At 41.5% G+C, this 18,991-nt stretch carries 17 protein-coding genes and 1 tRNA gene; 12 read left to right on the forward strand and 6 right to left on the reverse strand.

The features are described from left to right. Positions 1-35 precede the first annotated feature (35 nt). Both P255_RS03160 and ygfZ read right to left on the reverse strand, forming a co-directional pair. On the reverse strand, positions 36-743 hold the full coding sequence (locus P255_RS03160; RefSeq protein ID WP_004903531.1) for a DsbC family protein: 708 nt from the start codon (positions 741-743) through the stop codon (positions 36-38). 118 nt (positions 744-861) lie between these two features. Beyond that, positions 862-1,584: a CAF17-like 4Fe-4S cluster assembly/insertion protein YgfZ gene (ygfZ, locus tag P255_RS03165; protein ID WP_004903533.1), complete on the reverse strand. Its 723-nt coding sequence runs from the start codon at positions 1,582-1,584 to the stop codon at positions 862-864. A 259-nt stretch (positions 1,585-1,843) separates the two neighbouring features. On the opposite strand from ygfZ, the gene P255_RS03170 reads away from it, so the two are divergent. After that, positions 1,844-2,443: a DUF2939 domain-containing protein gene (locus P255_RS03170; protein ID WP_004903534.1), complete on the forward strand. Its 600-nt coding sequence runs from the start codon at positions 1,844-1,846 to the stop codon at positions 2,441-2,443. Beyond that, positions 2,443-2,847 carry an NUDIX hydrolase gene (locus tag P255_RS03175; protein ID WP_004903536.1) on the forward strand — a complete coding sequence of 135 codons (405 nt, stop codon included), beginning with the start codon at positions 2,443-2,445 and terminating at the stop codon, positions 2,845-2,847. Before P255_RS03170 ends, P255_RS03175 begins: the two co-directional genes overlap by 1 nt. A gap of 45 nt (positions 2,848-2,892) precedes the next feature. Here the strand turns inward: P255_RS03175 and P255_RS03180 are convergent, their stop codons facing one another. Continuing rightward, entirely contained in the window at positions 2,893-3,600 is a 708-nt protein-coding gene (locus tag P255_RS03180) for a nitroreductase (RefSeq protein WP_004903537.1), read from the reverse strand. A gap of 704 nt (positions 3,601-4,304) precedes the next feature. Here P255_RS03180 and P255_RS03185 point away from each other — a divergent pair. After that, positions 4,305-5,780: an alanine/glycine:cation symporter family protein gene (locus P255_RS03185; protein WP_004903540.1), complete on the forward strand. Its 1,476-nt coding sequence runs from the start codon at positions 4,305-4,307 to the stop codon at positions 5,778-5,780. A 42-nt stretch (positions 5,781-5,822) separates the two neighbouring features. Here P255_RS03185 and P255_RS03190 read toward each other — a convergent pair whose 3' ends face one another. Then, the gene (locus P255_RS03190; protein WP_004903541.1) at positions 5,823-6,632 is read right to left on the reverse strand and encodes an IclR family transcriptional regulator domain-containing protein; all 810 of its coding nucleotides are present in this window, start codon (positions 6,630-6,632) and stop codon (positions 5,823-5,825) included. 142 nt (positions 6,633-6,774) lie between these two features. Here P255_RS03190 and pobA point away from each other — a divergent pair, with 142 nt between their 5' ends. Together pobA and P255_RS03200 are read left to right on the forward strand one after the other, a co-directional pair. Continuing rightward, positions 6,775-8,007, forward strand: coding sequence for a 4-hydroxybenzoate 3-monooxygenase (pobA, locus tag P255_RS03195; RefSeq protein WP_004903543.1), 1,233 nt, complete (start codon positions 6,775-6,777; stop codon positions 8,005-8,007). 364 nt (positions 8,008-8,371) lie between these two features. Next, a tRNA-Met gene (locus P255_RS03200) sits at positions 8,372-8,448 on the forward strand. 106 nt (positions 8,449-8,554) lie between these two features. Here P255_RS03200 and P255_RS03205 read toward each other — a convergent pair. Continuing rightward, positions 8,555-10,180 carry an NAD+ synthase gene (locus P255_RS03205; RefSeq protein ID WP_004903544.1) on the reverse strand — a complete coding sequence of 542 codons (1,626 nt, stop codon included), beginning with the start codon at positions 10,178-10,180 and terminating at the stop codon, positions 8,555-8,557. A 414-nt stretch (positions 10,181-10,594) separates the two neighbouring features. On the opposite strand from P255_RS03205, the gene P255_RS03210 reads away from it, so the two are divergent. From P255_RS03210 to P255_RS03225, 4 genes are all read left to right on the forward strand, one after another. Next, positions 10,595-10,999 carry a DUF2946 family protein gene (locus P255_RS03210; protein WP_004903545.1) on the forward strand — a complete coding sequence of 135 codons (405 nt, stop codon included), beginning with the start codon at positions 10,595-10,597 and terminating at the stop codon, positions 10,997-10,999. A 78-nt stretch (positions 11,000-11,077) separates the two neighbouring features. Continuing rightward, the gene (locus P255_RS03215) at positions 11,078-13,120 is read left to right on the forward strand and encodes a TonB-dependent copper receptor (RefSeq protein ID WP_004903546.1); all 2,043 of its coding nucleotides are present in this window, start codon (positions 11,078-11,080) and stop codon (positions 13,118-13,120) included. Positions 13,121-13,156: 36 nt separating this feature from the next. Continuing rightward, the gene (locus P255_RS03220) at positions 13,157-13,441 is read left to right on the forward strand and encodes a hypothetical protein (protein WP_004903547.1); all 285 of its coding nucleotides are present in this window, start codon (positions 13,157-13,159) and stop codon (positions 13,439-13,441) included. 328 nt (positions 13,442-13,769) lie between these two features. Continuing rightward, on the forward strand, positions 13,770-14,009 hold the full coding sequence (locus P255_RS03225; protein WP_004753562.1) for a helix-turn-helix domain-containing protein: 240 nt from the start codon (positions 13,770-13,772) through the stop codon (positions 14,007-14,009). Positions 14,010-14,074: 65 nt separating this feature from the next. Here the strand turns inward: P255_RS03225 and gltA are convergent, their stop codons facing one another. Beyond that, a complete protein-coding gene (gene gltA, locus P255_RS03230; protein ID WP_004903548.1) occupies positions 14,075-15,349 on the reverse strand; it encodes a citrate synthase in 1,275 nt (424 codons plus the stop codon). Positions 15,350-16,312: 963 nt separating this feature from the next. Between gltA and sdhC the strand changes: the two genes are divergently transcribed. The 3 genes from sdhC to sdhA are packed head-to-tail and all read left to right on the forward strand — an operon-like array spanning position 16,313 to position 18,978. Further along, complete coding sequence (gene sdhC / locus P255_RS03235) at positions 16,313-16,705, forward strand: succinate dehydrogenase, cytochrome b556 subunit (RefSeq protein WP_004903549.1); 393 nt, start codon at positions 16,313-16,315, stop codon at positions 16,703-16,705. Beyond that, on the forward strand, positions 16,705-17,070 hold the full coding sequence (gene sdhD / locus P255_RS03240; RefSeq protein ID WP_004903551.1) for a succinate dehydrogenase, hydrophobic membrane anchor protein: 366 nt from the start codon (positions 16,705-16,707) through the stop codon (positions 17,068-17,070). Before sdhC ends, sdhD begins: the two co-directional genes overlap by 1 nt. Positions 17,071-17,082: 12 nt before the next feature. Next, positions 17,083-18,978 carry a succinate dehydrogenase flavoprotein subunit gene (gene sdhA, locus P255_RS03245; protein ID WP_004903553.1) on the forward strand — a complete coding sequence of 632 codons (1,896 nt, stop codon included), beginning with the start codon at positions 17,083-17,085 and terminating at the stop codon, positions 18,976-18,978. Positions 18,979-18,991: the final 13 nt, after the last annotated feature.

Here is an 18,991-nt window from a genome sequence, read left to right on the forward strand (position 1 = left end):
AGCACCCCAGCCATGAGGGCTGGGGATTGCTCCAGTTACTGTACTGAGTCCAGTAATTTATTAATATCTCCAGCACTGCGTGCACCAGAAATACGCTGACCATCTTTTAGGAAGAAGGTTGGTGTGCCATCGATACGGAGTTTTTTGCCTAATTCTAGGTTTTTCTGTACGGGCGTTGTGCAGCTTGCTTTATCACCTGGTTGTTTGCGATCCAGAACGTAACCTTCCCATGCAGCATATTTATCTTTTGAGCACCAGATTTTTTGTGCCATCACTTCTGCATTGGGGTGCAAGTTGGTCAATGGATACAAGAATAAATAAACTGTGACGTTATCAACTTGTTTGAGTTCTTCTTCTAGCGCGTGGCAGTATGGGCAATCAGGGTCGCTGAAAATATACAGTACGCGTTTACCGTTGCCTTTGACATGTTTAATTGCCTGATTGAGCGGTAAAGTTTTCACATCGATTTTGGTTAATTCTTGCTGGCGCTGTTCGGTCAGGCTGACTTGGTTTTTGAGATCAACCAAATTGCCGATAAAGAAATAACGTGCTTCATCATTGGTATAGACGATTTCGCCATCCATATACACTTCATAGATGTCTTTAATTGGGGTCGGTTGAATCGATTCTGGCATAATATCTGGATAATTTTTTTGCAGATTGGCTTTTAGTGTCGCAATATCTGCATGTGCCATACCGATTGTCATAAGGCTAAGTCCGAGCGCTGCAAGGAGTTTTTTCATAAAGTGACTCTGATGAATGTTATGAGGAATACAGGCGGAAGAAAACCAGTGCAATTTATACAATTTTAGTGTGCGTGGCTTTGGGTAAACGTTTTTTACCCAAAGCCTAGGGCGTGTTCTACTGTGGGCGAGCAACATCGGCACTGAGCTGCTCAGGCAAGTCAAGTACAGTCAGATTCAGTTCGGTCAGTGCAGCGGGTTTAGCAACCACAAGTGCCTGAAAACCTGTTGCAGTTGCAACGCTATTGACTACTTCAACATCGCTATGTAATTGGCTTGCGATAGCAGGAACGTCTCCTGTTCCTGCGACTAAGTGTAGCCAGTGTTTAGGTTTGGCTTTAAACCATAAACGCGCCACAATTTCCTGACCTAAATAACAACCTTTGTCGTAATCGACACCTTCACGCTGATGCAAACGTAGCTCTTGCGGTTGAAACTTATGTGCAGTGGCTTGGCAAATATAGGCCTGTCCCTGTGCAATCGCTTGTTGCTGCCATGCTGTGATATCTGTAGGTTGTGCAGCAAAACTTGTACTGGTCGCAGTGAGGGTAGGGAAAACCTCACCTACAGTGCTTAACGTCATTTTAGAAAATGCACCATATTTTTTAATATGTTTGGCAAATTCTTCACTCTGGTCTTTGGTGACAACAATTTCAAAATGTTCAGCGTCAAGTTTAGTAAGCCATAACCCAAACTGGATACGACCTTTTAAATCACAAATAGCAGTATAGCGAGGTGTTTGTTCTGGGAGGCGTTCAACATGCAACGTGACTTGACCTTGCAGAAATTTTTGCGCATCTACGCCGTTGAGTTGATATTGAATAAAAGCTAAATCACTCATCTTGTTCTCAAAATTAGGTTTTGACTATAGGAGCTATTGTGGCGGATTTTCTTGGAAAATTCAGCCGTAGATTGTTATGTTTCTGCGCAAAGCCGAAAAATAGACAAAATACATGCTGGGCCATTTGAATGCAGTCATTGTTGTGTCGAGAAATAAAGCAATTACTACATAAATCAGCAAAGCTTTTACAGCATCTAAATACCGAATCGGTTACATTAACGCACTTTCTTTAGTGGCAAAAAAATAGGGCAAAGTTGCGGTGAAAAAGCTCATTGTTACTCTTAGTGTCGTGGTTGTATTGTTCATAGTGGCATGGTTGGCTTCGCCTTACTGGATGCTGTATCAGCTCAAGCAAGCTTATGAAAACAATCAGCCCGAACGCATTTCTGCATATATTGATTATGAGGCGGTAAAAGAAAGCCTTAAACCGCAAATGAACGCACAGTGGTTTGCTGCCGATTTGAATCAAGGGCAGCATCCGTCCTGGAAGCATTTGGTAGCGCAATATTTGGGTGAGCCGATTACCGATGCAGTGCTTGATCGTGTCGTTACGCTGAAGACCCTGATTTTATTATTACAAGGCAAGCAGTTGGCACAGTCCTTATCCATTCACCACAAGACTGAAGATAATAGCTCAAATATCATAGAAGCAAATATGAGCCATACTGCATCTGATCCTGTCTCGACAGCGAGCAGCAGTGAGTTGCAATATCATGCAGGCTATCGCGATTTAAACCATTTTGTGATTCATGTGGTGCATTTACAAGGTGCAGACACCCAGTTTATTTTTACTCGTGATGGCTGGCATTGGAAAATGACCGATATTGATCTGGACTTAGGTACACAGCAGGCATCTTAATGGGTTTTCATGATCTGTACCGTATGAGTTCACATGCGGTGATTACCAATCATCAGCAACAAGTATTGTTACTTAAAGCGACATATGCCAATCAGGCATGGGGTTTACCTGGTGGTGGTCTGGATGTTGGTGAAACCATTCATCAAGCATTACTGCGTGAATGTCAGGAAGAACTGGGCTGTACAGTTGAAATTGCCTATTTGAGTGGCGTGTATTATCACAGTGCAGTCAATTCGCATGCCTTTATTTTTCGTTGTTATTTGCCTGAGCAGGCGCAAATCAAACTGAGCGATGAGCATTCAGCATATGAGTGGTTTAATCTGGATGAATTGACCGATGTGCAACAAAAACGGGTGCAGGATTGTTTGAGTTTTCAGGGAATGGTGCAGAGCGCGAGTTTTTAGCTGAATCATAGCCAGCAGACTGACTATGATTCACCATGTCAGAATTTATTCTTCTAGAAAAACAGTAAAAGTCTCGACAGGTTCGCGCGGAGTGATAAAGGTATTTACCGTGTCATCAGGGTCAGCGTAGCCAAGCGCAACCGTACAGACCAGTTCTTCATCTTCAGGTGCGCCCAGTTCTTCCAGTACGATCGGGTGAAAGTGGTTCCATGCCGCTTGTGGGCAAGTGTCCAAGCCACGTGCTTTCGCTGCGACCATGACATTTTGAATCATCATGGCAATATCCATTTTTGAACCAATCCCCATCGCTTTGTTGACGGTAAAATATAAGCCTACAGGCGCATCGAACAATTTAAAGTTACGTAATTGCTGCGCAGCCATTTTTTCTTTTTCGCCACGCTGAATGTTAAGCAAACCATATAAACCCCAGCCATTGGCACGACGGCGGTCAATAAATGGTGAAATCCATTTTTCAGGATAATAAGCGAAAGTTTCCTTATATTTTTCGGCGAGCTCAGGGTGTTGATTCACTTCAATTTGAGCCTGACACACGCGCTCAACCATTGCATCACGTTTTTTACCTGTGACGACATACACTTTCCATGGTTGAGTATTGGTACCCGAGGGTGCGCGGCTCGCAACAGCTAAAATATCTTGAATAAGCTGCGTTTCAACAGGGGTGTTTAAAAAAGCGCGTACCGAATGGCGTGAAGTAATTGCATCATCGACGTAGCGAACTTGCTCCAAGTTCATAAGTACTCCTGTAATCTCTTAAGGTAATGGTTTTTTTAGCACTATAAATGATAGTGCTAAGCAGTAGCTAGAGAAACGCGCAAGGAATTATATTTAGAACTGTAGAAAAAATATCATCTACTTTTTTTGAATAAATGGTCAGGTTTAACTGACTGTTGTTACGAAGGAAATTTTGAGTTAAATTGAAAAAATATAGAATAATTGTTGTTTATTTATACTAAATAATGAGATTGCTTGTATAAATAATAGTAAAAAATAGTTTGAAAAATAATCACTAAAATGGTGCGAAATCCTAAAAATAAGTTGGTTTTAAGTTTCATATCGGTATAATTGCGTCTTTTTTTGGTGCAAGAGATTTTTTTGGTGCAGTTTTTGCAGGGTGGGAAATTCTTCATACTGTTTTATTCTTAATCTTTTCTAAAGATTTTTATTGATTTTGACTTGTACCAGTCAAAAATTTTTTGTTGATGGCTAAGCAATTTTATTGTGTAGCACGGCTTATTAGATGCGGCGCTTTATGATGGGCAAATAGCTCAATAATGCTCACCATCACTCAACTCAAACTTTGTGGAGCTCAGTAAGTCTTTCATGGACATCGCATAATTGTGAGTGTATATGAGGAGATGATATAGCGCATAATTTATGCAGAAAGAGTGCTGAATTATCCAAAGAGTGATGCCCGTATGATCTAGAAGGATGTCTGAATGAATTCGGAATTAAATGCATTCCTCATGCAGTGGGTTGCATATTTTAATGACCCATTATGGAATTTCTTGGTGATCTTGCTACTAGCGGTAGGCTTAATTTATACCGTTGTAACAGGTGGTGTACAGATTCGAATGTTTTTACAAAGTATTCGCGTCATGAAAGAAAGTCGCCAGCCAGGGCAAGATGAACATGGGATCACCCCATTTCAAGCTTTTGTTACAGGTTTGGCCAGTCGTGTTGGCGTAGGTAACATCGGCGGGGTTGCTATGGCAATCGCAATTGGTGGTCCTGGTGCGGTATTTTGGATGTGGGTTACTGCATTGGTTGGCATGAGTTCAGCATTTGTTGAATCCTCTTTGGCACAGTTATTTAAAATCCGTGATGAACACAATGAGCAGTTCCGTGGTGGTCCTGCTTATTACATTACCAAGGGCTTAAAGAGTAAGCCGTTCGGGATTGTTTTTGCCTTGGCGATGATTTTGGCCTACGGTTTCGTTTTTAACTCGGTACAAGCCAATGCCATGATTGATGCTTCATCGCATGCTTGGGGTTGGGATAAAGCCAATATTATTCTTCCGCTCGGTGGTTTGAACCTGACCATTTCTTGGGTCGGTTTGGCTTTGGTTGCAATTACTGCACTGGCTATCTTTGGTGGGATTAAACGGATTGCACATTTCGCTGAAATGTTTGTGCCATTAAAAGCAGGCTTGTATCTGGCGCTGGCTTTTTATATCTGTATCAGCAATTACGACATTATTCCGCACATTTTCTACCTGATTTTTAGTAAAGCGTTTCAGTTTGATGCAGCAGCAGGCGGCTTTTTCGGTAGCATGGTGTCCATGGCAATGATGCAAGGCATCAAACGTGGCCTGTTCTCAAATGAAGCAGGGATGGGGTCTGCACCAAATGCAGCGGCAGCATCGGATGTACAACATCCAGTCAACCAAGGGTTGGTACAAATGCTGGGTGTATTTGTAGATACCTTTGTGGTGTGTACCAGTACCGCCCTGATCATTCTGATTTCAGGCGTTTACACCAGTTCAGGTTTGCAAGGTGTTGAACTGACTCAACATGCTCTGGAAACCCAGATTGGACATTATGGCGGTGACTTTCTTGCCTTTATCCTGTTCCTGTTCTGCTACTCTGCGATTTTAGGCAACTATGCTTATGCAGAAAGTAATGTGCAGTTCATTAATAACAGCCCTGTGGTGATGTTTATTTTCCGCCTGATGGTGTTGTTTATGGTGTACTTCGGCGCGATTACCAGCGTACCTTTGGTCTGGTCAATGGCAGACTTGTCGATGGGTATCATGGCAACCATTAACCTGATTGCGATCTTACTCCTCATGCCATTCTTGCGTATGATGCTGAAAGATTATCGGGCACAGCTCAATCAGGGTGTGAAAGAACCTGTATTTAAACTGGACAATCATCCAGAATATAAGAAAAAGATCGATACCGATATTTGGTAAGATGTAGTCAGAAAAGCCAGTGTTATCACTGGCTTTTTTTGTTTAGAGCATATTCCGAATTTCCTGCGCACAGTGGCGTAGTAATGGCAAAATGCTTTTGATCAAATAGTTTTCATCAATCCGCTGCTGTTGTCCAATACAGTTCAGTGCTGCGATGGCTCGTCCCTGAGCATCAAAAATAGGAACTGCAATAGCAATAACCCCCAGTTCGTGCTCCTCCTGTGAAATACAATAATCCTGTTGAGAAATCTTCTCTAATTCCTGCAAAAAATCACTTTCATTGGTGATGCTAAAAGGTGTTAGGCGCTTTAAACCATAGCGCTGTACCCACGCTTGGCGTTCACTTGGATTAAGTTGTGCCAAGAGTAACTTACCCGTTGAGGTGGCATGGGCAGGTAGGCGATGCCCCAGATGCATACCGTAAGGATTGAGTCGCAGGCTGTCAGGCTGTGGTAGGAAACTGCGGGCAATTGGTACGACTTCATGCTCATCCAGCACTACGACTGAAAAAGTCTGATTGGTCTGCACGCTCAGCAAGTTGAGCAAAGGCTGTGCGATTTTGGGCAGGTGTGCAGAACTTAGATAGGCGCTTGAGAAACGTAGCACACGTGGCGTTAACCAGAAATAATGTTGATCGCTATCTAAAAAACCTAAAAATTTTAAGGTTTTGGCATAACGCCGTGCCGCCGTGCGGCTAATACCTGTGCGCTGGGAAATTTGGGTGATATTCAGGCGCTGTCTTTCTATACCAAAGGTTTCAAGTACGATCAGCCCTTTAGCCAAACCTGCAATATAGTCTTCCTGAGCAATCTGTTCTCCATTGGCTGCTTGGAGATATGCCTGTTGTTCCATGGCGAGAGTATCCTATTTTGAAAACTGTCCGATAGTCGGACAATAGTATTGTATATCGGGCATTTTCCTATTCTAGACATAGAGCGATCTGAAAAAACAGCTTAATTTACTTGCAGGATATTAATTTGGTAGGGATATCATCATGAAAAAGCTCAACACTCAAGTTGTGATTATTGGCTCGGGGCCTGCAGGTTTGTTACTTGGGCAGTTGCTATATAAAGCTGGGATTGAACATGTTTTGCTAGAGCAGCGCAGTGCTGAATATGTGGCGGCGCGTATTCGTGCAGGTATTTTAGAACAGGTCTCTGTTGACCTGTTGCATTTGGCAGGTGTTGATCAGCATCTCAAACAGCAAGGTTTGCCACATTCAGGTATTGAGATTCTGAGTCATGGTACAAAGTATCGTATTGACCTGTCAGCGCTGACGCAAGGTAAACAGGTGACGGTATATGGTCAAACAGAAGTGACCAAAGATTTGATGCAGGCACGTCAACAGGAACAGCTCAGTTCATTTTATGAAGCGCAGAATGTACAAATTCATGATTTCGACAATGCACCGAAAGTCACTTTTGACTATCAGGGCGAGCAGTACCAGATTGATTGTGAGTTTATTGCAGGCTGTGATGGCTACCATGGTGTTTCTCGTGCCAGCATTCCACAAGAGCGTATTCAAACCTTTGAGAAAGTTTATCCTTTTGGCTGGTTAGGTTTACTGGCAGACGTGCCACCTGTTGCAGATGAGCTGATTTATGTACAGTCAGAACGTGGTTTTGCACTATGCAGTATGCGTTCAAACACTCGCAGCCGTTATTACTTGCAAGTACCTTTGACCGATAAAGTAGAAAACTGGTCAGATGAACAATTTTGGGAAGAGTTAAAGCGCCGTTTAGACCCTGAAAGTCGAGAAAAACTGGTGACAGGTGCTTCATTGGAAAAAAGTATTGCGCCGTTACGGAGTTTTGTCACCGAGCCAATGCGTTTGGGTAAGTTGTTTTTGGCAGGGGACGCTGCACATATTGTGCCGCCAACAGGAGCGAAAGGTTTAAATCTTGCGGCTTCAGATATTGCATATTTGGCTAGTGCCTTAATTGAATATTATCAGCACGGTTCTGAACAAGGTATTGAGCAGTATTCTGAGAAATGTTTACAGCGCGTATGGAAAGCGGAACGTTTTTCTTGGTGGATGACGAATTTACTGCATGATTTTGAAGGTGATACTGCTTTTGAGAAAAAGCTTAAACAGGCTGAATTGAATTATGTTTTAGGCTCTGAAGCAGGGCAGGCAACACTGGCAGAAAACTACGTGGGTTTACCATGCGAAGTTGAACATTTACAGCAGTTGTTTGCCGAGGGGAATTGCCAGAAAGCCTCATAAGGATTGCATTAAATTGGCGAACTTTTCAGAAGTTCTGCCTGTAGTCAATTAAATGGCAATATAACGATACCCTCATAATATGATATGCATCATAAGGTTTCTATAGTTTTGCTCAACCTTGAGTTGGGCAAAATACGTGATGAGTTAACGCGTTAATATATTCTATGTATTGGGCTGATAGTATTTATCGTTAGTCAGTATTCTCTATGAAAACTTATGTATTGAGTTGCTTTTTGAGTTGTAAACTACAGAAAAATAGTTAATTTATAGCCAAAAGATTAAATTTTGCATATTTGCTGAACAGATGGTGTTGAAACTGGTTGACGTGATTTAAAGAACTGTAGATAATGCACGCACAGTTTACGGCTATGTAGCTCAGTTGGTTAGAGCACCGCACTCATAATGCGGGGGTCACAAGTTCAAGTCTCGTCATAGCCACCATTTTTATAAACCATGCATCACTGCATGGTTTCTTTTTTTGTGCCTGACGTATGCCTAAGATATAAAAAAGCCCGAACATAAATTCGGGCTTTTTGTATTTTTTTAATTAGATACCCGCTTTCCAGCCATTTACAATTGGGTAGCGGCGTTCACGGCTAAACGCACGTGAGCTAATACGTGGGCCAATTGCACCCTGACGACGTTTGTATTCATTGCGATCAACCAACTGAATGACTTTTTCTACAGTCGCCTGATCAAAACCACGGGCAATAATGTCAGCTTGGCTGCTGTCTTCTTCAATATAAGCATATAAAATGGCATCAAGCACATCGTATGCAGGTAAAGAATCTTGGTCTTTTTGGTCTGGGCGAAGTTCTGCTGAAGGTGGGCGAGTAATGACACGCTCAGGAATCACAGGAGTTTCACTGATACTGTTACGGTATTTTGCCAATTCAAATACAATGGTTTTGTACACGTCTTTAAGAACTGCAAAACCGCCGACCATATCGCCATACAGTGTGCAGTAACCTACAGCAAGCTCAGATTTATTGCCTGTAGACAGGACTAGATTACCAAACTTGTTCGACAAGCCCATGAGTAAAGTGCCGCGTGCACGTGCCTGAAGATTTTCTTCAGTCGCATCGGCAGGGCGATCACCAAAGAAAGGATACAGGGTTTGCATAAAGCTATTCACAATCGGGTGAATTTCTGCAATACCAAACGTAATCCCTAAAGCTTTTGCTTGTTCAGCGGCATCTTCAACACTGATTTGCGAGGTGTAGGTATACGGCATCATCACAGCTTGAACTTTATCCGCACCCAAAGCATCAACTGCAATCGCCAAGGTTAAAGCAGAGTCAATCCCGCCAGATAAGCCTAAAATAACGCCAGGAAAACCTGAACGTTGAACATAGTCACGGGTTGCCATGACGAGGCTTTGATAAATCTCAGCCATGGTGTCGAGTTCAGGAGCAAGAGTTTGCTTGGTGTAAGCAGCCTGTTCTGTATCGAAGTCTACATAGTAGAGTTCTTCTTTGAAGCTTGCAGCACGTAAAACGATATCACCATTGCGGTTAATAGCAAAACTTGAGCCATCAAAAATCAAATCATCCTGACCACCCACCTGATTGCTATAAATCAGGTTGAGATTGAGCTCTTTAGCAACTTTAGCCATGGTGGTTAAACGGTGCTGTGGTTTACCCACTTCGTAAGGTGATGAGTTGAGTACCAGTACACTGTCAACATTGAGTTGGCTTAACTGCTGTACAGTGTCGAGGCTCCAAATATCTTCACAAATCAGTACACCAAATTTATGACCTAAATATTCAAAAATCAGGTGTTGTTGACCTACGGCAAAGTAGCGTTTTTCATCGAATACACTGTAGTTCGGCAAATTCTGTTTGTTATAAATCCCCAGAATTTCACCATCTTTCATTACGGCTGCTGAGTTAAAGCGTTGTCCATCTTCAGTATGATGAACAAAACCAAAGACCATCAAAATATCTTTTACCTTGCTCAGCTCAGCCAACGCAGCTTCAGTGCGTTTTTTTAGGCTAGGGCGCAAAAATAAATCTTCTGCAGGGTAACCAATCATGCTGAGCTCAGGAAATAAAATAATGTCAGCATGCTGTTGCTTGGCTTGGTTTGCCTGTTCGATCATTTTCTGGGTGTTGTTTTCAATATTGCCAATATGTGGAGAGAATTGAGCAAGGGCAATTTTAAAATTTTTCATTCAAATAAAATCCTATTCCTATAGGGCTTACATCAGGCTGATTTATAAATTTAGTTGTTCAGCGTAATGTAAAGTATAACAGGGATATACAGTGGCGTTCAGGTAGTCATACTATATACGAAACACAGCTTAGATTGATCTTAAATCTAAAAAAATTCTGCTGGAAATACAGAAAAACCAACATTTTTGCTCAGTTTTAATAAAAAATCGACCCTAGTGAATATAGAACGAATTTTTCTATGTCAAAGCTTTATCTTCAAAAAATCCAGACTTGCAAATTTTTAGCCAAAACAAAATAAATATAGTAGACTGGCGCGAGTTTTAAAGGCTGATCATTTTAACAGTCATATTGGGGTTGCTGAGCAGAGAAGGTTAAGTTTGCTAAGAACTGGATTTGTACTTGCACTGAGTGCAATGTTGCTGCAAATCGCCGTATTTTTACAGGCGCTGCTTCCGGAAAATTTTCAGATTTCACCGGTATGTGCCACTGTTTCCGATGCATTAGCCCTTACAAATACAAACCCCAGCAATGCCACCCAAATGAATATGTCGATGGCTGATATGTCGCATATGCAGGGCATGCATATGTCGTCGCATGTATCTGTACATGACAAGCATCAGCACGACCCAAATCATGAATGTCTTTATTGTAAAGTCTACGGACATGTGGTTGCGTTTCTCGATTTGGAAATTAAAGAAGTCTTCGAGCGCCTACAAGTTCGCCTGATTGCTTTTCAAAAAGCGTTTAAACATATCTATTTTGTTTTACAACGACTTTTTCTTATTCCACAAGGGCGAGCGCCCCCTCTTTTTGCTTAAACAAAATATTCAATACAAGGTATTTGTTCTTGAGGAAATCCTCAAGGATTTTGTTTATGACATAAAAAGAGAAAATTCATGTCACAGCCGAAATTTATTTTACGATCGCTTGCGGTTGCAGTCGCACTTGCTTCAAATTTTGCTCAAGCGGAAGAAACTACAGATCAATCATCGATAACGACAGATGAAATTCAACTTGCTCCCATTGTGGTTACAGTAGTAAAAGGCAAGAAGACTAATGGTTTAGTGGTTGTTGCTGATCCTAAACAGCCAATTCAACCTGTTCCAGCGACTGATGGTGCGGATTACCTTAAAAGTATCGTAGGATTTAATGCGATTAGTAGTGGTGGAACCAATGGCGATGTCACATTCCGAGGAATGTTCGGTTCACGCATTAAAATGCTCACCAACGGGACTGAAAAACTAGGTGCGTGCCCTGCACGTATGGATGCGCCAACTTCTTATATTTCGCCTGAAACCTACGATAAAATTACGGTGGTGAAGGGGCCAGAAACGGTACTGTATCCGACCCCAGGTTCAGCCGCAACCGTGCTTTTTGAACGCACTCCAACAAAAAAACTAACTAGTGAAAAGCCGTATCAGGGAACAGCCAGTGTGTTAGTCGGTTCCTATGGTCGTTTAGATCAAAACTTTGATGGAACATTAGGTGATGAAACCAAATATTTACGCCTAACGACCAGTCGCTCAACCTCAAGCAGTTATAAAGATGGTAATGGCAATAAAGTCCCATCGGCATGGGAGCGTTGGACAGCAGACATGGCGATGGGATGGACACCCGATGACGATACATGGCTGGAACTCAATGCTGGTACAGGAGATGGTTACTCTGAATATGCAGGGCGTTCCATGGATGGGGTGCAATTTAAGCGCCAGAGTTTAGGTTTCCATGCGGAAAAGAAAAACCTGACTGAACATATTAAAAAAATCGAAGCGCAAATCGACTATACCGACAATGATCACGTCATGGATAACTATAGTTACCGTAGTAATGCGGGGGTACGAAGTTCGATGGAACTGGCTCGTCAAACACTCAATTCGCGTTTGGCAATGACCAGCGAGTGGGGGAAATTGAGTGTCGTGAGCGGTGTCGATTCGCAGCACTGGAATCATGGTGGAGATATGAAAAGCACCATGATGATGATGAATAAGCCTTATATGCGTAATATGAAATATCAATCCTATGGCGCATTTAGTGAACTAACCTATCATTTGAACGATAGTAATCAATTGGTGGCAGGTGCACGTCTAGATCATGTGGCAATGACCACATCAAAAACAAATATTATCACCAATCCAAGTGAACGCACTGAAACTGTACCCAGTGCTTTTATTCGCTTAGAAAATAGCTTGCCAGATTCTGGCATTAAAAATTATGTTGGTTTAGGTTATGTCGAACGAGTTCCTGATTTTTGGGAATTGTTTAGCACTAAACTCGCTTCAGGGGCTTACAGCATTAATAACATGGATGCTGTAAAAACAGAGAAAACGACACAGCTGGATATCGGTTCACAATGGCAGCAAGGAAAATGGAATGCTTGGGCATCGGTCTATGCAGGTATTGTGAAAGATTTTATCCTGATCCAGTATGCCAATCCAAGCATTTCACAGTCTTATCCGACTGTGCGTAATGTCGATGCAACGATTGCAGGGGCAGAAACAGGGCTGGGTTATCAATTTACCCCGCATATTCAAACTGATTTGAGTGTCATGTATGCATGGGGTGAAAATACTTCCGATCATACGCCGTTACCACAAATTGCACCTCTCGAAGCTCGCCTGAATCTCCGTTATGTACAAGACCGTTACACATTGGGTTTATTGGTACGTTCGGTTGCCGAGCAGAACCGTTATAGTTTAAATCAGGGAAATATTGTGGGTTATGACATGGGGGCAAGTAAAGCCTTTACCACCATTGCACTCAACGCAACCTATCATTTGACTCAAGGTGTTGACCTGTCTTTGGGTGTCGATAATCTCTTCAATAAAGCCTATGCTGAACACTTAAATAAAGCTGGGGCGAGTGCTTTTGGTTATGCTGCAAATACGCAGTTTGACAGTATCGGTCGTAATTATTGGGCACGAATGAGCTTTAAATTTTAACGCAAAATTTTTTCAACTTGTAACTAGGTAAATTCTATGGAAAATTCACAAGGCAAAAGCACTTCAAAGGTTTGGCGTGGTGTCGTTATTGCTGTGATTTTAGGTATAACTTTTTTGGGTTTTTTATATTACAGCGTTGCATCCGACAGCAATGATATCAATCGCTACTCTCAGCAATGGCGCTCTACGGGTGATGAATCTTCAGCATCTGCACAACATGATATGTCCAATATGAAAGATATGGATATGTCGAAAATGAGCGAGCATGATATGGCAAATATGCAGCATGATGCGCCTGCAAGTTCAGCAAAACAACCTTAAGTCAAAGGTATAGAAACCTGTTTTGTAGTGTATTTAGAGTCGTTTGTGGATTGTATTCAGTCAAATTGCAGCTTCTCAACCGATGTTACTGAAGCAATGTGAGGCTTTACTTGTATGTGTCATGCTCATGTATGTTGCAGAGTATCGACACATATAGTTGAGCCATTGTTTAAGTTAGAGTACTGATGTTGTTGTTCAATAATCTGACTGATTGAGCTGTATTTACAGTGGATTTTATTGCTACTAAAGCAGGTTTCTTCTGCAATGTTGAGCTAGCTTCGCGCAGCTATGCGCTGTTTATCACATGATAAAAAATTGGGTGAGGATAATGGACATAAAAAATCAATCCATTCATCAGACACAGGATTTGCGATTGGCACAGCAAATTGTATTGGCACGTAAGCGTATTCAAATTACTCAGTTACAATTGGCACAAATCTTGGGAGTTTCTGTCAGAACACTGGAGAGTTGGGAGCGTGGAACACGAAAACCATCGAGTGCCGCACAGACATTATTAAAACTCTTTATTCATAATCCGAGTTTTGTTGTCCGTTATTTGACATATTAACTCAGCATAAAAAAGACCGCAAAATGCGGTCTTTTTTGTCGTTTGCTGCTTTCCTTTAGGGGGAATTAGCGTTTGATGTCGCGTTGAGTTTCGCCAGTATAAAGCTGACGAGGGCGACCAATCTTGTAAGGTCCGCTGTGCATTTCTAACCAGTGGCTGATCCAACCCACTGTACGTGCAAGAGCGAAGATTACTGTAAACATTTCTGTTGGGATACCAATCGCTTTAAGGATGATACCTGAGTAGAAGTCTACGTTTGGATACAAGTTACGTTTAATGAAGTATTCGTCAGAAAGTGCAATACGTTCAAGTTCCATTGCAAGTGCAAGTTGTGGATCGTTGATGCCAAGAGCAGCAAGAACTTCGTCACAAGTTTCTTTCATGACTTTCGCGCGAGGGTCGAAGTTTTTATAAACACGGTGACCGAAGCCCATGAGTTTAACTTCTTTAGTTTTTACTTTTTCCATGAAGCCAGCAACATTTTCTACAGTGCCGATTTCATCAAGCATCTTAAGAACAGCTTCGTTTGCACCACCGTGAGCAGGTCCCCAAAGTGCAGAGATACCAGCAGCGATACATGCATATGGGTTTGCACCAGTTGAGCCTGCTAAACGTACTGTAGATGTAGATGCGTTTTGCTCATGGTCAGCATGAAGCGTGAAAATACGATCCATTGCTTTAGCAAGAATTGGGTTTACTTTGTAATCACGGTCTGCTGGAGTAGCAAACATCATGTACAAGAAGTTTTCCGCATAGCTCAAGTCATTGCGAGGGTACATGAATGGTTGACCCACTGTGTACTTGTAGCTCCACGCTGCTAGCGTAGGGATTTTCGCAATCAGGCGAACTGCAGTAATTTCACGATGATTAACATCTTCGATGTTCAAATTATTGTGATAGAACGCAGACAATGCACCAACTACACCAACCATGATTGCCATAGGGTGAGCATCACGACGGAAACCATTATAGAAACGACTTACTTGGTCATGAACCATAGTGTGGTTGCGAACTTTTGCATCAAATTCTGCTTTTTGTTCTGGCGTTGGTAATTCACCATTTAAAAGCAAGTAGCAAGTTTCTAAATAGTCAGCTTTAGTCGCTAATTGATCGATTGGGTAGCCGCGGTGTAATAAAACGCCTTTGTTACCATCGATGAATGTGATTTTAGATTCACAAGAAGCGGTAGCCATAAAACCAGGGTCGAAAGTGAAATGACCTGCGGCTAATACGTCTTTAACGTCAATAACGTCTGGACCTAATGTACCGCTATAAATTGGTAAGTCGATTTCTTTTCCATCAAGTTTTAAAACGGCTTTCTTGCCAGTTGCTTCAGACATTCAATAGATCTCCTGTCCTGGTGAATGTTGATCTGATACGTATTAATTGTATTTTAATGAACGTAATCAGGGGGATAAACACGGACAAAGCTTATGCCTTACTAAAAAATTGTCAATAATACTTTGGATTAACTTTTAACCTCTATGTTAATAGCCTCCATGCTGTATACATCCAAATTTGTAGTAGCGTTCTTTTGTCCGACATAAATGTACAGCAAGCAGTGGCGAAAAATACAGTACATATTGCAATTATCGTATGGAAAAAGAGGCAAAAAGGCTTAAAAGTGTTTAAAAAATAGTCATGAAAATGACTAAAGTCTATAAAACACGGTTATTTGCTGTCGAAATATTTGGTAAAACATTTATTGGTAAAAAGTCATAATCACTTTTCATTAAGCTATGCGCTAGATCACATATTTAGCTCAATATAGATGAATGTGCCTACTCTCATAGAAAAAAACAATGATAAAAAGCGACAACTTAGTAAAGTTTATTCATGAGCGGTATTTATTTTAAAAATGGTTAATCTTCGGGTAAGTGATCTTCAAATTGGGTAAAAAACTCAAAAATAGCGAAAAGGTATGCAAAAGGTTGGTTGTGTATCTACCCAGATAAATGTTCCTTATTCTTTTTTATAATATTGGTCTTTGGTTGTAGGGTGAAATTTGGAAAAAATTTCTGAAACTGATGCTGATTTTTAAAATTCACTTATAAAAATAATAACATAGCAAATAAATGATGGAAAAATACAAGGAATTTGTGAAGAATAAACTATGTAAATGATTCTTATTTATAGAATAAATTGAAATTGTAGGCATTTAGGTTGTTTGAATTTTGTTAGTTTGCGTTCTATAATCAAGTGTCGTTTAAAAGTTTAGGCATTTGCTCGCCTAACGATGCCAGCTTTCCTTCGAATTAATCAAACAAACTCCGGATGGAGTTTCTACTTACAGGATGCCCGCTGTGAAAAGCAACAGACCTGTCAATTTGTCCATGGGGCAGGTGTTAGCGGTTAACTTACGCTCTCCCGTGGCTATTGCATCAATCTTGCACCGTTTATCTGGTGTCATCGTATTTTTGTTGGTTCCAGTACTTTTATGGATATTAGATAAGTCACTGTCTTCGCCAGAAGGCTTTACTTATGTGAAAGAACAAATATTTGGGAATTTCTTAGTACGATTCATTGTTTGGGTTTTTGTAGCAGGCTTAATTTACCATTTTATTGGTGGTATTAAGCATTTACTCGCAGACCTTGGTTTTAATGAAGAACTACAAAGTGGTCGAGTTGCAGCTACAATTTCATTGGTTCTATCTGTGGTAGCAATTATCGCAGCTTTTGTATGGATTGTATTCTAATGAAAAGTGCTACAGGTTTAACAGGTTCAGGTTCTCGCGATTGGTATCTCCAACGTGTGAGCGCGGTTGTTCTAGCAGTTTATACAGTCGTGATCTTTGGATGGATTTTATTCCATGGCGGCTTTGGCTTTGAACAATGGTCTGGCTTTATGATGACTTTGCCAATGAAAATTCTTTCATTGTTGTCAATTTTATCATTGGTTGTACACGCTTGGATTGGTATGTGGCAAGTCTTTACTGACTATGTAACTACTCGTCAAATGGGTCCATCTGCTAAAGGTTTGCGCCTAGTGTTAACGAGTGCAGTGATTATTGCTGTGTTTGTGTATGCGATCTGGGGTATCCAGATTTTCTGGGCGAATTGATAGGAAAAAATCATGGGCGCGATAACCCCTAAAGAAGATTATTCAAATATCCAAAACCTGACTTTCGATACTGTTATCGTTGGTGGTGGTGGTTCTGGTATGCGTGCTGCTTATCAGCTAGCTCAAGCTGGTTTGAAAGTTGCAGTACTGACTAAAGTATTCCCAACACGTTCGCACACTGTTGCAGCGCAAGGTGGTATTGGTGCATCTCTTGGTAACATGCAAGAAGATAACTGGCATTACCACTTTTATGACACTGTAAAAGGTTCAGACTGGTTAGGTGACCAAGACGCAATCGAGTTTATGTGTCGTGAAGCACCAAAAGTTGTTTATGAACTTGAACACATGGGTATGCCATTTGACCGTAACAAAGATGGTACGATCTATCAGCGTCCATTTGGTGGTCACTCTGCAAACTATGGTGAAAAACCAGTTCCACGTGCATGTGCAGCAGCTGACCGTACAGGACACGCGCTTTTGCATACGCTTTATCAAAGCAACGTGAAAATGGGTACTCAATTCTTTGTTGAATGGATTGCACTTGACTTAATCCGCAATGAAGAAGGTGATGTTCTTGGTGTAACAGCAATTGACCAAGAAACAGGTAACATTGCAGTATTCCAAGCAAAAGCAACTTTGTTTGCTACTGGTGGTGCTGGTCGTGTGTACCGTGCATCAACAAATGCATATATCAATACTGGTGATGGTCTTGGTATGGCTGCACGTGCTGGTATTCCATTGCAAGATATGGAATTCTGGCAATTCCACCCAACAGGTGTTGCAGGCGCAGGCGTGCTTCTTACTGAAGGTTGCCGTGGTGAAGGTGCGATTCTTCGTAACAAAGATGGCGAACCATTCATGGAACGCTATGCACCAACTTTAAAAGACTTGGCGCCACGTGACTTCGTTTCACGTTCTATGGACCAAGAAATTAAAGAAGGTCGTGGTTGTGGTCCTAAAGGTGACTATATCTTGCTAGATATGACTCACTTGGGTGCTGATACCATCATGAAACGCTTACCATCTGTATTTGAGATTGGTAAGAAATTCGCGAACGTTGATATCACCAAAGAACCAATTCCAGTTGTACCAACAATCCATTATCAAATGGGTGGTATTCCAACCAATATTCATGGTCAGGTTGTACTTCCTGAAGCAGCAACTGCTGAACAATTGGATGCTGGATACGACAAGGCAACTGACACTTATCATGCCAACAATCAGCGTAACTTCGTGAAACCAGTAAAAGGTTTTTATGCGATTGGTGAGTGTTCTTGTGTATCTGTACATGGTGCAAACCGTTTAGGTACAAACTCATTGCTTGACTTGGTTGTGTTTGGTAAGGCTGCTGGTGAACATATTATTGATTATGTAACCAAGCATCATGGTGATGAATACGCACCACTTCCAACAGATGTTCTTGTGAGTACTTTGGCTCGTGTCCGTAAATTGGATGAGTCAACTAGCGGTGAAAATGCTCAAGACGTTGCTGATGCAATTCGTGACATCGTTCAAGATCACGCAGGTGTATTCCGTACTCAAGCATTGCTTGATGAGGGTGTAAAACAAATCCTTGCGTTAGAACCACGTGTACGCAACATTCATTTGAAAGACAAATCTAAAGTATTTAACACAGCACGTGTTGAAGCACTTGAAGTTGAAAACTTGTATGAAGTTGCAAAAGCGACATTGATTTCTGCAGCTGCACGTAAAGAATGTCGTGGTGCGCATACGGTTGTTGATTATGAATTGTCACCAGATCATCCTGAATATCCATATGGACGTCGTGATGATGACTGGATGAAGCATACTTTATGGTATTCATCTGACAACCATCTAGAATACAAGCCAGTGCGCTATAAACCACTGACTGTTGATGCGATTCCACCAAAACCACGTACATTCTAATCGGGAGTATAAA

It is taken from the genome of Acinetobacter brisouii CIP 110357 (assembly GCF_000488275.1).
GTDB lineage: Bacteria > Pseudomonadota > Gammaproteobacteria > Pseudomonadales > Moraxellaceae > Acinetobacter > Acinetobacter brisouii.

Coding starts and splice junctions, on each gene's coding strand:
- P255_RS03215 (WP_004903546.1), top strand. CDS start 11,078: ATGTCACAGCCGAAATTTATTTTACGATCGCTTGCGGTTGCAGTCGCA.
- P255_RS03205 (WP_004903544.1), bottom strand. CDS start 10,180: ATGAAAAATTTTAAAATTGCCCTTGCTCAATTCTCTCCACATATTGGC.
- P255_RS03225 (WP_004753562.1), top strand. CDS start 13,770: ATGGACATAAAAAATCAATCCATTCATCAGACACAGGATTTGCGATTG.
- P255_RS03210 (WP_004903545.1), top strand. CDS start 10,595: ATGTTGCTGCAAATCGCCGTATTTTTACAGGCGCTGCTTCCGGAAAAT.
- gltA (WP_004903548.1), bottom strand. CDS start 15,349: ATGTCTGAAGCAACTGGCAAGAAAGCCGTTTTAAAACTTGATGGAAAA.
- P255_RS03220 (WP_004903547.1), top strand. CDS start 13,157: ATGGAAAATTCACAAGGCAAAAGCACTTCAAAGGTTTGGCGTGGTGTC.
- ygfZ (WP_004903533.1), bottom strand. CDS start 1,584: ATGAGTGATTTAGCTTTTATTCAATATCAACTCAACGGCGTAGATGCG.
- P255_RS03160 (WP_004903531.1), bottom strand. CDS start 743: ATGAAAAAACTCCTTGCAGCGCTCGGACTTAGCCTTATGACAATCGGT.
- sdhD (WP_004903551.1), top strand. CDS start 16,705: ATGAAAAGTGCTACAGGTTTAACAGGTTCAGGTTCTCGCGATTGGTAT.
- P255_RS03175 (WP_004903536.1), top strand. CDS start 2,443: ATGGGTTTTCATGATCTGTACCGTATGAGTTCACATGCGGTGATTACC.
- P255_RS03190 (WP_004903541.1), bottom strand. CDS start 6,632: ATGGAACAACAGGCATATCTCCAAGCAGCCAATGGAGAACAGATTGCT.
- sdhA (WP_004903553.1), top strand. CDS start 17,083: ATGGGCGCGATAACCCCTAAAGAAGATTATTCAAATATCCAAAACCTG.
- P255_RS03185 (WP_004903540.1), top strand. CDS start 4,305: ATGAATTCGGAATTAAATGCATTCCTCATGCAGTGGGTTGCATATTTT.
- pobA (WP_004903543.1), top strand. CDS start 6,775: ATGAAAAAGCTCAACACTCAAGTTGTGATTATTGGCTCGGGGCCTGCA.
- P255_RS03180 (WP_004903537.1), bottom strand. CDS start 3,600: ATGAACTTGGAGCAAGTTCGCTACGTCGATGATGCAATTACTTCACGC.